13 protein-coding genes and 1 other RNA gene are annotated in these 13,667 nt (G+C 46.1%); all 14 read left to right on the top strand.

Translation table 11 applies throughout. From position 1 onward, the window contains the following. Positions 1–246: 246 nt before the first annotated feature. Positions 247–1,578, top strand: coding sequence for a TrkH family potassium uptake protein (locus tag ACMN7X_RS13150; RefSeq protein WP_418747914.1), 1,332 nt, complete (start codon positions 247–249; stop codon positions 1,576–1,578). Positions 1,579–1,590: 12 nt separating this feature from the next. Next, a complete protein-coding gene (locus tag ACMN7X_RS13145; RefSeq protein ID WP_418747913.1) occupies positions 1,591–2,238 on the top strand; it encodes a potassium channel family protein in 648 nt (215 codons plus the stop codon). 32 nt (positions 2,239–2,270) lie between these two features. Continuing rightward, positions 2,271–2,417: a hypothetical protein gene (locus tag ACMN7X_RS13140; RefSeq protein ID WP_418747912.1), complete on the top strand. Its 147-nt coding sequence runs from the start codon at positions 2,271–2,273 to the stop codon at positions 2,415–2,417. Positions 2,418–2,470: 53 nt separating this feature from the next. Continuing rightward, positions 2,471–4,990: an ATP-binding protein gene (locus ACMN7X_RS13135; RefSeq protein WP_418747911.1), complete on the top strand. Its 2,520-nt coding sequence runs from the start codon at positions 2,471–2,473 to the stop codon at positions 4,988–4,990. Beyond that, positions 4,983–5,681 (top strand): response regulator, encoded by a 699-nt coding sequence (locus ACMN7X_RS13130; protein WP_418747910.1) that lies wholly within the window; start codon positions 4,983–4,985, stop codon positions 5,679–5,681. The genes ACMN7X_RS13135 and ACMN7X_RS13130 overlap by 8 nt, the downstream gene beginning before the upstream one ends. A gap of 119 nt (positions 5,682–5,800) precedes the next feature. Then, positions 5,801–6,019 carry a cation transporter gene (locus tag ACMN7X_RS13125; protein ID WP_418461909.1) on the top strand — a complete coding sequence of 73 codons (219 nt, stop codon included), beginning with the start codon at positions 5,801–5,803 and terminating at the stop codon, positions 6,017–6,019. A 12-nt stretch (positions 6,020–6,031) separates the two neighbouring features. Then, positions 6,032–7,900: a heavy metal translocating P-type ATPase gene (locus ACMN7X_RS13120; protein ID WP_418747909.1), complete on the top strand. Its 1,869-nt coding sequence runs from the start codon at positions 6,032–6,034 to the stop codon at positions 7,898–7,900. Between the two features lie 107 nt (positions 7,901–8,007). Next, the gene (gene gpmI, locus ACMN7X_RS13115) at positions 8,008–9,546 is read left to right on the top strand and encodes a 2,3-bisphosphoglycerate-independent phosphoglycerate mutase (protein ID WP_418747908.1); all 1,539 of its coding nucleotides are present in this window, start codon (positions 8,008–8,010) and stop codon (positions 9,544–9,546) included. A 76-nt stretch (positions 9,547–9,622) separates the two neighbouring features. Next, entirely contained in the window at positions 9,623–9,856 is a 234-nt protein-coding gene (gene secG / locus ACMN7X_RS13110; RefSeq protein WP_418747907.1) for a preprotein translocase subunit SecG, read from the top strand. Between the two features lie 119 nt (positions 9,857–9,975). Beyond that, positions 9,976–12,078 carry a ribonuclease R gene (gene rnr / locus ACMN7X_RS13105; protein WP_418747920.1) on the top strand — a complete coding sequence of 701 codons (2,103 nt, stop codon included), beginning with the start codon at positions 9,976–9,978 and terminating at the stop codon, positions 12,076–12,078. Positions 12,079–12,112: 34 nt separating this feature from the next. Next, positions 12,113–12,580, top strand: a complete 468-nt coding sequence (gene smpB / locus ACMN7X_RS13100) for an SsrA-binding protein SmpB (protein WP_418747906.1) — start codon at positions 12,113–12,115, stop codon at positions 12,578–12,580. 62 nt (positions 12,581–12,642) lie between these two features. Continuing rightward, positions 12,643–12,991, top strand: a transfer-messenger RNA (tmRNA) gene (ssrA, locus tag ACMN7X_RS13095). Next, a complete protein-coding gene (locus tag ACMN7X_RS13090; protein WP_418747905.1) occupies positions 12,946–13,119 on the top strand; it encodes a hypothetical protein in 174 nt (57 codons plus the stop codon). Before ssrA ends, ACMN7X_RS13090 begins: the two co-directional genes overlap by 46 nt. Beyond that, on the top strand, positions 13,107–13,664 hold the full coding sequence (locus ACMN7X_RS13085) for a Uma2 family endonuclease (RefSeq protein WP_418747904.1): 558 nt from the start codon (positions 13,107–13,109) through the stop codon (positions 13,662–13,664). The genes ACMN7X_RS13090 and ACMN7X_RS13085 overlap by 13 nt, the downstream gene beginning before the upstream one ends. The last annotated feature ends 3 nt before the right edge of the window (positions 13,665–13,667 follow it).

The raw sequence follows: 13,667 nt of genomic DNA, 5'->3' as shown, positions 1-13,667 counted from the left end.
AGTAGTATAATTACCATTGGTATTATTATTTAGTAGCATAAATTAATTATACCAAAAAATCGCTGAAGTCTCACGACCTCAGCGATTTTTCATTTATGGGACTTTTTTTACAGCCCCTTTTTTTAATGCGTTCGATTCTTAACACAATCTTAATGTAAGAGCTATTACATTAATGCACATTTTATGCCCGGTATGCCATAATCATAAACAAGAAAATCAAAAGGAATCTTGGATGGAGGCATTCCTATGGGAAAAATTGTAAAGCGATTGTCCTCGGCGCAGATTATTATTTTGGGTTTTGCCGGAGTCATTTTGTTTGGAAGTCTGCTTCTTATGCTGCCCTTTTCCACGCAAAACGGACAGGGTGCAGCTTTTACAGATGCTCTTTTCACATCAACTTCGGCCGTATGCGTGACCGGGCTTGTCGTTCAGGATACGGCAACCTATTGGACAGGTTTTGGCCAGGCTGTGATCCTCATGCTGATACAGATTGGCGGTATGGGGGTTATCACCGTTGCCGCGGCAATTTTTATTGCATCGGGAAAGAAGATCAGTCTGAAACAGCGCAGCACGATGCAGGAAGCCATATCAGCCCATCAGGTCGGCGGTATCGTAAGGCTGACCGGGTTTATCATTAAAATGACGATCTGCTTTGAACTTCTCGGCGCTGTTTTTATGTTTCCTGTTTTTTATCGGGAATTCGGCATCGGTAAGGGTTTATGGTATGCGGTTTTTCATTCCATATCTGCTTTCTGCAACGCAGGCTTTGATCTGATGGGGTGCAAAACGCCCTATTCTTCATTGACATATTTTGCGGCTGATCCTGTTATAAATCTGGTGATTACAGCATTGATCGTTATCGGCGGCATCGGGTTCATTACCTGGGATGATGTGAAAACAAAGGGATTACATATTCATAAGTACCGGATGCAGAGCAAAGTCATTCTTATGACGACCTTTTGTCTGCTTCTGTTTCCGGCTTTATATTTTCTGGCCTTTGAATTTTCTGACGGCCCCTTAAGTGAACGGGTTCTAAGCGCTCTGTTCCAGTCGGCGACGCCGAGGACCGCCGGATTTAATACGGTCGATTTGCGGGATATCAGTGAAACGGGTATTGTGATCATGATCCTTCTGATGCTGGTGGGCGGATCTCCCGGGTCGACTGCCGGCGGTATGAAAACGACGACTCTCGCCGTCTTATTCTCTACGGCGGTTTCTGTGTTCAGATACAGGGAGCATACTCATTTTTTTGGACGAAGGATCGATGATGATACGGTTCGGAATGCGGTTGCGGTTTTGATCATGTATATGACGATGTTTTTAGGCGGCGGGCTGTTGATCAGCCGTATTGAGGGACTTCCAATATTGGACTGTCTGTATGAAACGGCATCGGCGGTGGCAACGGTCGGATTGACTCTGGGAATTACGCCGGAGCTTAGCTTACCATCCCGGGCCATTTTAGTTTTGCTAATGTATATTGGACGTGTCGGCGGTTTGACGTTGATCTTTGCCGCGTCTTCAGGAAAAAGAAAAGGCAATACGGCGCGGCTGCCCCAGGAAAAATTAACGGTTGGATAAGGAGAGAGAAAGATGAAAACAATATTATTAATCGGCCTTGGACGATTTGGACGGCATATTGCCATGAAATTAAATGATTTGAATTTTCAGGTGATGGCTGTAGACAGTAATGAAGAGCGGGTGAATTCCGTACTGTCTTTTGTGACAAATGCTCAGATTGGAGACAGCACGAATGAAGAATTCCTTTCCTCACTGGGTATTGGCAATTATGACGTCTGCATTGTAGCCATTGGCGATGATTTTCAGAGTTCCCTGGAAACGGCGTCTCTTTTAAAGGAACTCGGGGCGAAAAAGGTCATTGCCAGAGCTTCCCGGGGTGTGCAGGAAAAGTTTCTTTTGAGAAATGGTGCAGACGAAGTGGTGTATCCCGAAAAGCAGCTTGCGGCCTGGACGGCCACCCGGTGTACCTCCGAGCATATTCTCGATTATATTGAGCTGGATGCGGATTATTCTATTTTTGAGCTGACGATTCCTGATAATTGGAATGGAAAGACGATTCTTCAATTGGATATTCGTAAGAAATATGGAATCAATATTCTTGGACTTCGGGAAAAGGGCGAGTTGAGCATGGACATTAATCCGGATACGGTTCTGAGCAAAGATAAATCCATACTGGTTTTGGGAAAACAAAAAGCAGTTCAAAAATGTTTTCACATTTAAAGCAGGATGCCATTTAGAAAGAGGTGTTCCAGATGAAAGAAATTCTTTTAATTTGTACGGTTATTATTATTTTTATTTTGGTATTTTTCCTTATGAAGAAGCTGGATGTATTTATCCGGAAGGAGGAAAAGGCAGAAGTCGATGAAGAAGTGGAAGGCCACTATCATTTGCCGAGGTAGCGAAAAAGTTATTTCTGTGGTAGAATCCATTATGAGTACAGGAGGTGAGGATAATGGCGCAGACACAGAAGGGCCGTTTGAAAATATTTTTCAGTTATGCCGAAGGCGCGGGGAAACGGACGGCCATGCTCAAAGCCGGTCTGCAGGAGAGAAGGGACGGAAGAGATGTTCTTGTTCTCAACGGGCGGAAGGAAATGAATCTTGAGCAGGTATTAGAGTGTCATCCGGATTTGGTTTTGCTGGATGAAATGGCCCATAAGAATGAACCGGGCAGCCGTCACCGCAGGAGATATCAGGATATCGAGGAATTATTAAAATCGGGAATTAACGTATATACGACGGCAAATGTGGGGAATATTGAAGGCCTCTATGACGCGGTGTCCGCCATTACCGGCATAGATGATTGGGAGCGAATCCCGGATGAGATTTTTGATCAGGCAGACCAGGTTGAACTGATCGATATTGAGCCTCCGGAATTGCTTGAAAGATTGGAAAAATCCGGAGAAACAGTCAGGCTGTTTACGGTGGAACAGCTTACAGCGCTGCGGGAGGCCGCACTGCGGCGGTGCGCTGACCGCATGAAGCATCTTTTCCTGCGGCAGCGGAAGGAGGATACTTTTCATGTCGGAGAGCATATACTTGTCTGTCTTTCTTCAGCCCCCTCAAATGCAAAGATTATACGCACTGCGGCGCGTATGGCATCGGCCTTTAACAGTCAGTTTACAGCCCTGTTTGTAGAAACGCCGGATTTTGGAGCAGCCACCCCGGAAAACAGACAGCGGCTGATAGAAAACCGGGCTCTGGCCGAACAGCTCGGCGCGCAGATCGAAACTGTCTATGGCGAGGATATTCCCTATCAGATTGCGGAGTTTGCCCGGCTTTCCGGGGTTACCAAAATTGTTCTCGGGCGGAGTATTGTCACCCGGAAGCATTTATTTGGCAAAACAACCTTAACGGAGCAGTTGATTTCCTATGCGCCGGAGATGGATATTCATATTATTCCCGATGGCAATTCGGACAGGGCATATCAGCCGGTGCGGGCAAAAAAATATGAAAAAGGTAAGATTATAAAAAACATTGCGGCCAGTGCGGGAATCCTGTTTGGCGCGACCCTGTTAAGCCAGTGCTTTTATCAGTTTGGATTTACGGAAGCAAATATCATTATGGTATATATTCTCGGCGTTCTTTTGACCTCGGCGGTGGTTACCCATCAGATATACAGCCTTGTCTCATCGATCGCCAGCGTTTTTATATTTAATTTTTTATTCACTCATCCGAGGTTTTCCTTGATGGCCTATGCGACCGGATATCCGGTGACTTTTATTGTCATGTTTTTGACGGCTTATATTACGGGCACTTTCGCCATTCGATATAAGGAGCAGGCGGGCCAGTCGGCGAAAATCGCCCATCGGACAAAAATCCTGTTTGATACGGATCAGCTGCTGGCGAAGGCCGGTAATAAAGAAGAAATCTTAAATGCGGCGGCGGAGCAGGTCGTCAAATTACTTGGAAGAAATATTGTTGTTTTTGACGGTGAAGACGGGAAACTGTCTGAACCGGTTTTCTTTTCTCCTAAAGGGGTTTCTGAGACGGCCTGTTCTGTGGGAGAGGAATGGTCGACGGCAGAGTGGGTATTAAAAAATAATCATGCGGCGGGGGCCACAACAGATACGCTGTCAGATGCCAGATATATGTACCTGGCTTTGAGAGTCAATGAAAGAGTCTACGGCGTTATGGGAATTGAGGCGGAAAACAACCCTTTGGATGCTTCGGAGCACGGGATTTTGTTGTCGATCCTCGGCGAATGTGCTCTGGCGCTGGAAAATGAAAAGAATGCCCGCGAGAAGGAGGCCGCGGCCATATTGGCTGAAAGTGAGCAGCTTCGGGCAAATCTGCTGCGGACGATTTCCCATGATCTGCGGACGCCTTTGACGACGATTTCAGGCAATGCCAGCAACCTGCTGAGTAATGCGGATTACTTTGATGATGAGACAAAGAAACAGATTTATGGGGATATTTATGACGATTCTATGTGGCTCATCGATTTGGTGGAAAATCTGCTCTATGCGACCCGGATTGAGGAGGGACGGATGACGCTGAATACCTCGATGGAACTTTTGAGTGATATGGTGGACGCCGCATTAAAATATATTGGACGTAAGGCTGGAAAACATCGGATCTCGGTTGCCGGCGAGGATGATCTGCTGCTGGTTCGGGCCGACGCAAAGCTGATTGTTCAGGTGATCGTGAATATTGTGGACAACGCTATTAAATATACGGCCCCGGATTCGGATATTCTTATTACAATAAAGAGGGACGGCGATATGGCCGAAATTGCTGTCGGGGACAACGGTGAAGGCATACCGGATGGGGAAAAGGAAAAAGTTTTTGAAAAATTTTACTGCGGTACAAATAAAATTGCGGATAACCGGCGAAGTCTCGGCCTGGGACTGTATCTCTGTAAGGCCATTATTGAGGCCCATGGAGGCACGATCTGCGTGACGGATAATCATCCGAAGGGGACGGTATTTCGCTTTACGCTTCCGCTGGAGGAGGTAACGTTGCATGAATAAGTTTCAGATATTAGTTGTGGAGGATGATGCGCCCGTACGGAAATTGATCACAACAACTCTAAAAGCGCATGGTTATTCTTTTATGACGGCGGTCAATGGAAATGACGCAGTCATGGAGACCGCTTCGCATAATCCGGATGTTATATTGCTGGATCTGGGACTGCCGGATATAGACGGCGTCGAGGTTATACGGCGTATACGCGGCTGGTCTAATGTGCCGATCATTGTCATCAGCGCCAGAAGTGAAGACAGCGATAAAATTGATGCACTGGATTCCGGCGCGGATGATTATCTGACAAAGCCCTTTTCTGTGGATGAACTTCTGGCGAGACTTCGTGTGACTCAGAGACGGTTGGCGCTGATGCAGGGGAGCGGCTCGTCAAAGGCCGTATTTGAGAACGGGGATTTGCGGATTGAATATGCCACAGGCTGCGCCTATTTAAATGATGAGGAATTGCATTTGACGCCAATTGAATATAAGCTTCTCTGCCTGCTGGCTCAGAATACGGGAAAGGTGTTGACCCATAAATTTATCACTCAGAATGTATGGGGGAGCAGTTGGGAGAATGATGTCGGTTCACTCAGAGTATTTATGGCGACGCTGCGGAAAAAGCTGGAGAAAAATCCGGGCTCGCCCCAGTACATTCAGACCCATGTGGGGATTGGTTATCGGATGCTTAAAATCGAATGATCTGATGAAAAAAATTTATAAAAAACAGAAAAAGGTATTGACTATTTGCGCACAGGGCATATAATATAAATATATGAACAATTAATCATATGAATTTATTTTTAAAGGAGAGATATATTATGAAAAAGAAATTTAAATTGATTGATCTGGATTGTGCCAACTGTGCAGCAAAGATGGAAAATGCCATCAAAAAGATAGACGGCGTGGAAGATGCCAATGTAAGCTTTATGACTCAGAAAATGACCATTGTGGCGGAAGAGCAGGAGTTTGAGCGGATCATGAAAGAGGTAGTTAAGGTGTGCAGCAAGGTTGAGCCGGACTGCCAGATCGTTTTATAGTGGAGGCAGAATATGACGAAAAAACAAAAAACGATGCTGGTCCGGATTATTGTGGCCGCCGTACTTTTTGTGCCGCTTTTCGTTGCTGAACATATGGGGAAGCTTACTTTTCAGTCTGAACTGCCGGTGAGCTTCCTTTTGTACCTCATCGCATATGTGATCGTGGGATGGGATATTGTTTATAAAGCGGTGCGCAATATTTCCCACGGGCAGGTGTTTGATGAAAACTTTCTTATGTGTGTGGCGACCTTTGGCGCATTTGGGGTAAAAGAGTATGAAGAGGCTGTCGCTGTTATGCTTTTTTACCAGGTGGGCGAGCTGTTCCAGAATTATGCGGTCAACCGTTCCAGACAGTCGATCACCGAATTGATGGATATCTGTCCCGAATATGCGAATATTGAAGAAGACGGCGTGCTGAAAGAGGTGGATCCGGATGATGTGGAAGTGGGCGATATCATTGTTGTCAAACCGGGAGAACGTATCCCGCTGGACGGTATTGTAACCTATGGAAGTTCTTTTGTTGATACATCGGCGCTGACCGGGGAATCGGTTCCGCGGCAGGTATCCGAGGGCTCAGAAATCATCAGCGGCTGCGTGAACGGCAGCGGACTTTTGAGAGTGCGGGTCGCAAAGGAATTTGATGATTCCACGGTAGCAAAGATTCTTGAACTGGTGGAAAATGCCAGCAGCAAAAAGGCAAAGGTTGAGAATTTTATTACAAAATTTGCCCGGTATTATACGCCGATCGTGGTTATTGCAGCAGTTATTCTGGCTGTCATACCTCCGCTGGTGCTTGGCGGCGGATGGGCGGACTGGATAGAGCGGGCCTGCAGTTTTCTTGTTATTTCCTGTCCATGTGCCCTTGTCATTTCCGTTCCGCTTGGATTTTTCGGCGGGATCGGCGCCGCATCAAGGGTCGGTGTTCTTGTTAAGGGCAGCAATTATCTGGAAGCGCTGGCAAAAATGGAGACGATCGTTTTTGATAAAACCGGAACTCTGACAAAGGGTGAGTTTACGGTGACAGGGATTTATCCGAAGGGCGTTGCGGAGGAAGAATTGCTGGAAACAGCGGCTTTGGCCGAAAGTTATTCGGAACATCCGATTGCCAATGCGGTAAAGGAAGCGTGTACAAAGCCCGTATCTATGGAACGGGTTGCCGATGCGGAAGAAATTGCCGGACACGGCATCCGGGCCAGAATTGACGGAAAAGTTGTTTTGGCCGGAAATGCCAAATTAATGAGGGCTGAAAATATTATTTATGATGCGAATTCGGATATCGGCACGGTCATTTATGTGGCTGTGGAAGGACAGTATATCGGTTCGATTGTTATCGCGGACCGAATCAAGCCGGAGGCAAAAGAAGCTCTCAAAGCGTTGAAGGCCGGCGGCGTCCGCAGGACAGTGATGCTGACCGGCGATAAGGCGGAGGTCGGCCGGGCGGTGGCAAAAGAGCTTGGCATCGATATGGTTTACGCCGATCTGCTCCCTGCGGATAAGGTATCAAAAGTGGAAGAACTTTTAGGGGAGCTTTCAGATAAGGAAAAACTGGCTTTTGTCGGCGATGGGATTAATGACGCGCCGGTTTTGTCCAGGGCGGATATCGGTATTGCCATGGGAAGTATGGGCTCGGATGCGGCCATTGAGGCGGCGGATATCGTTCTTATGGATGACGATCCGATGAAGATCGCATCGGTGATCCGAATCGCCCGTTATACACTGAGAATTGTCACGCAAAATATTGTATTTGCCCTGGCAGTGAAAGCAATCATACTTGTTTTGGGCGCTCTGGGGATTGCCAATATGTGGGCGGCCGTATTTGCCGATGTGGGTGTTGCGGTGATCGCTATTTTAAATTCAATGAGAGTAATGAAGATGAAATAAATCATAAAGGCCTTGTATTTTTGCAAGGCCTTTGGTAATATAAGGGTGCTGAATAGAATATTTGAAACTCTATATAATAGAAATTAAAAAGAAAACAGGTGAAGAATATGAGCAAAAAACCAACAGTATTAATGATTCTCGACGGCTATGGTCTCAGAGATACAACCGAGGGAAATGCGGCGGCAGAGGCAAACAGCCCGGTGCTTGACGGCCTTAAAAGAGATTATCCCTTTGTTAAAGGATATGCCAGCGGTATGGCTGTAGGTCTGCCGGAGGGCCAGATGGGTAATTCGGAGGTCGGCCATTTAAATATCGGTGCAGGCCGGATCGTTTATCAGGAGCTGACCCGGATCACCAAAGAGATTCAGGATGGGGATTTCTTTAAAAATGAGGCTTTGCTGGCTGCAGTTAAAAATTGTAAGGAAAATGATTCGGCGCTTCATTTATATGGCCTTTTGTCCGACGGCGGCGTTCACAGCCATAACACTCATTTGTATGGGCTGTTGGAGCTTGCCAAACGGGAAGGTCTCAAAAAAGTTTATGTGCATTGTTTCCTCGATGGACGTGATACCCCTCCGGCTTCAGGCAAAGATTACGTTGCCGAGCTGGCGGAAAAGATGAAGGAGATCGGCGTGGGAGAAATCGCGTCAGTTTCCGGCCGTTATTATGCGATGGACAGGGATAATCGCTGGGAACGGGTGCAGAAAGCCTATAATGCGATCCGCTATGGCATTGGAGAGACGGCGGAGGACGCGGTACAGGCTGTGGCGGCTTCCTATGAAAATGAAGTGACCGATGAATTTATGCTCCCGACAGTGATTGTCAAAGATGGTGCGCCGACAGCTTCGGTGAAGGATAAAGATTCGATTATTTTCTTTAATTTCCGTCCGGACAGGGCGAGAGAGCTGACCCGTGCTTTCTGCGCAGATGATTTCACCGGTTTTGACCGGGGTGATCGTGCAGATATTGTTTATGTATGTTTTACGGAGTATGATGTGACGATTCCGAATAAATTGATTGCCTTCCATAAGGTTTCAATTAATGAAACCTTTGGCGAATATCTGGCGGAACATGGAAAGACTCAGGCCCGGATCGCCGAGACAGAAAAATATGCCCATGTGACATTTTTCTTTAACGGCGGCGTGGAAGCGCCAAATCCGGGGGAGGATCGGATACTCGTCAATTCTCCGAAGGTGGCGACCTATGATCTGCAGCCGGAAATGAGCGCTTACGAAGTATGCGACCGTCTTGTGGAAGCGATTCATTCAGGCAAATACGATGTCATTATCATTAACTTTGCCAACCCGGATATGGTCGGACATACGGGCGTGGAGAGCGCTGCGATTAAAGCGGTGGAAGCGGTGGATGCCTGTGTCGGCCGGGCTGTGGAAGCCCTTAAAGAAGAGGACGGCGTTATGTTTATCTGTGCGGACCATGGAAACTGTGAGCAGTTGATCGATGAGGAGACGGGCGAACCGTTTACGGCGCATACAACCAATCCGGTGCCTTTTATTCTTGTCAATGCGGATCCGTCCTATAAACTCCGTGACGGCGGCTGCCTTGCAGATATTGTTCCGACATTGATTGACTTAATGGGTATGGAGCAGCCGAAGGAAATGACCGGAAAATCACTTTTGATCAAATAGTCTCAAAAATAGTTCTTTACTATTTGTCAAAAACATGATAAACTGTTATGAGTGATTTAGGAGGTGTATCGAGGCGATGCTGAGAACAATCGTAACAGTCGTTTTCATTGCGATTTGTATTGCGTTAGTTATATTGGTTATGCTCCAGGAAAGCAAATCCAGCGGGCTGACAGGGACTGTCGGTGGTATGGCGGACAGCTATTGGGGAAAGAATAAGGGACGTTCTATGGAAGGAAAGCTTGTAAAGTGGACAACCATTCTGACTGCTGTATTCTTTATTATAACCGTCGTTTTGAATATGAATTGGTAGAATAGAATTGATATTTAAGGATAACACTCTTTCTAAAGGAAGATTTCTAAAGGAAGAGTGTTATTTTTTTGAGAGGAGGTGTGCCCGTGCACACAGAAATATATGAAGCACGAAAAAGAATTATTCTGGATTTTATGAAGGATCCCAATTATCATCCGATGAAATTAAAAGAAATGTGCAGCATTTTGGGAGTGCCGCGCCGGGAACGGGAGGAATTAAAGCTTGTCCTGGATCAATTGATTTCGGAGAGGGAGATCGATATCGACACAAAAGGACGCTATAAGGCAGCGGATCCGGAGCTTTTAACCGGGACATTTATCGGCAACACGAAGGGGTTTGGATTTGTCCACGTGGAAGGTATGGACGGTGATTTTTATGTGTCGGAAGAAAATACTCTGGATGCTTTGCATGGCGATGAGGTCGTCATAAAAAAGATTGCCGATGAGGAGCGGGGACGGCGAAGTGAAGCGGTGGTCGTTAAGGTTTTAAATCGTGCCAATGAGATGGTGGTCGGCATCTTTCAGAAAAGTAAAAATTACGGCTTTGTTGTGCCGGACAATCAAAAAATTGCCAAAGATATTTTTATCGATAAGAATCATACAATGGGTGCGGTGAACGGCCATAAGGTGGTCGCCCGGCTGACCGGTTTTGGAAAGAAGAATAAAAATCCAGAAGGGGAGATTGTTGAGATTCTCGGCCATGTGAACGATCCGGGAGTGGATATACTTTCCATTGTCCGGGCATATCATCTGCCGGAACAGTTTCCGGAGGAAGTGATGGCCCAGGTTGAGAATGTTCCCGAGCAGGTTCTGCCGGAGGAATATGAGGGCCGCATGGATATACGGGATTGGCAGACGGTCACCATTGACGGAGAAGAGGCAAAGGATTTAGACGATGCGATTACCATAAGGAAGAAAGCCGACGGCCATTATGTTCTTGGCGTTCACATCGCCGATGTGAGCCACTATGTGAAGGAAGGCTCTCCTTTGGATAGAGAGGCCCTAAAGCGGGGAACCAGCGTTTATTTGACGGACAGGGTCATTCCGATGCTGCCCCATAAGCTTTCAAACGGTATCTGCTCTTTAAATGCCGGTGTGGATCGTTTGGCCTTGAGCTGTATTATGGAGTTGGATGAAAAAGGAAATATTATAAATCATGAGATTGCAAAGACGGTCATCAATGTGGATCATCGAATGACCTATACGGCCGTCAAACAGATTATAGAGGACAGAAATGAAAGCGTTATCCGGGAATATGAGGAAGTCGTGCCAATGTTTGAGACGATGGCTGAGGCGGCGGGAAAGCTTCGGGAAAAACGCCGGATACGGGGCGGTATTGATTTTGATTTTCCCGAATCCAAAATTATTCTGGATAAGCGGGGACGGGCTGTGGATGTCAAACCTTATGAGAGAAATTCGGCGACAAAGATTATTGAGGATTTTATGCTGGCGGCCAATGAAACCATCGCCGAGGACTTTTTCTGGCAGGAGATTCCATTCCTGTATCGTACCCATGAAACGCCGGATGCGGAGAGAATACGAAAACTGACGGTCTTTCTTAAAAATTTTGGATATTATCTGAAGATCAGATCCGGTGAAGTCCATCCGAAGGAGTTTCAGAAACTCCTGGGAAAGATTCAGGATACACCGGAGGAAGCCATGATCAGTCGGCTGGTGCTGCGCTCCATGATGCGGGCAAAATATACGACGGAAAATACCGGCCATTTTGGACTTGCCGTAAAATTTTATACCCATTTTACATCGCCGATCCGCCGCTATCCCGATCTGCAGATTCATCGGATCATTAAAGAACAACTGGATGGCCGTTTAAATGAAAGGCGGTTGGAGCATTATCGCAGATTACTTCCGGCGGTGGCCGCGGATACAAGCACAACGGAGCGGCGGGCGGACGAAGCCGAGAGGGAAGTGGATAAACTCAAAAAGGTGGAGTATATGTCCAGACATCTGGGAGAAATTCATGAGGGCGTTATTTCGGGGATCACCAATTGGGGAATGTATGTGGAACTGCCGAACACCTGTGAAGGGATGATCCGTCTGCAGGATTTGGATGATTATTATATTTTTGATGAAAATAAATATGAACTTTTGGGTGAAATGAGCCATCAGACCTTCCGGCTCGGACAAAAAATAAAAATTTGCATTGCAAATGCCGATAAAGTAACCCGAACCGTTGATTTTCTTCTGGCAGATGATGTACAATAGATAATGCGCGTAAGGTGCGGAAATGAGGTAGCATATGGGCAGATCAGGAATTAAATTAATTGCCAATAATAAAAAAGCATATTATGATTATTTTATCGAGGATACCTATGAAGCCGGAATCTCTCTGCACGGGACAGAGGTGAAATCACTTCGAATGGGCAGATGCAGCGTCAAAGAGGCCTTTGTCCGTCCGGAGGGGGAAGAACTTTTTATTTATCAGATGAATATCAGTCCCTATGAAAAGGGCAATATATTCAATAAAGACCCGCTCCGTGTGAGAAAGCTTCTGCTTCATAAGTATGAAATACGGAAGATACTCGGGCAGGCGGCCCAGAAGGGCTATACGATCGTGCCGCTGAAGGTTTATTTTAAGGACAGCCTGGTGAAAGTCGAGATTGGGCTGGCCCGGGGCAAAAAGCTCTATGATAAGCGGGACAGCATTGCAAAAAAGGACCAGAGAAGAGAGGCCGAGAGGGATTTTAAGGTAAAAAATCTCTATTGACATTTTCGTGGTTTTTGAGTATGATAAAGAGACATCGTTAGTCTTAACCGCCAACTTTATAAGGGGTTGTACTGGTTTCGACGGGGGTGTGGAAGTTTGGGAAGCCATCCGCAGACTCCGGGACTGCGTAATAACCTGGAAATTAAATATAAAAGCTAACGAAGATTACGCTTTAGCTGCCTAGTTGCAGCTTGTCAGCCTCGGATCGCTCACTGTCTGAGAATCTGGCATCGAACTTGTGAGGCCCTCCATTGCCAAAGCTTTGAGGCAGTGGAAGATTTATGAAGCTACTGAAGTCGGAAGCCTGTCATTCGGCGTTCGACGGAGGGAATGTCCATAGAATGACTGTGATGGGAGATGCCTGAATGGATGTGCCTTCGGACCGGGGTTCGACTCCCCGCAGCTCCACTCAAATGCAGCAGGACAAATTCTGCATCGGACAAAACAGGGACAGCACCGGCTGTCCTTATTTTGTTGCAGAAGAAGAAAAAATCCTTTATAATAATAAGAAAAGGGGCGTGACATTATGGCATTGTTAAAAAATGAATATGCAAAAGAGGAAAAGATCAATGGTATCATATATGATATGTCGCCATCGCCGAATTACAGGCACGGGATTGTTGATGGAAACATATATAATGCAATAAAAAACAAATTAAAAGACAGTCTGTGCCTTGTGTTTATGGAAAATCTGGATTATAAATATCATCCGGAGGAAAATGATGATTATGTGATTCCCGATATTATGATACTCTGTGACAGAAAACATTTAAAGGGCGGCAGTTATAGCGGAACGCCGAAGTTTATTGTTGAGACGCTGAGTCCGTCAACGGCTTTAAAGGATCGAACGCTTAAAAAGGATATTTATGAAAAGGCCGGCGTTGAAGAATACTGGCTTGTCATTCCCAGCGGTTCGATTGAGATTTATTATCTGAAGGATGGCAGATATGAATTGACTTACAGTTATATTTTGCAGGATGATAAAGAGGACGAACATTATAATGCGGATACGATCATCACTTTAAAGGATTTTCCGAATATCAGCATGACGCTGGCAGAAATTTTTGAGAATGTGGAAGAATAAAAT

Origin of the sequence: Frisingicoccus sp. (assembly GCF_048388605.1) — a bacterium.
Taxonomy (GTDB): Bacteria; Bacillota; Clostridia; order Lachnospirales; family Lachnospiraceae; genus Frisingicoccus.
Note: the sequence above shows the minus strand (reverse complement) of the source record. Positions and strands in the feature narration are given on the sequence as shown.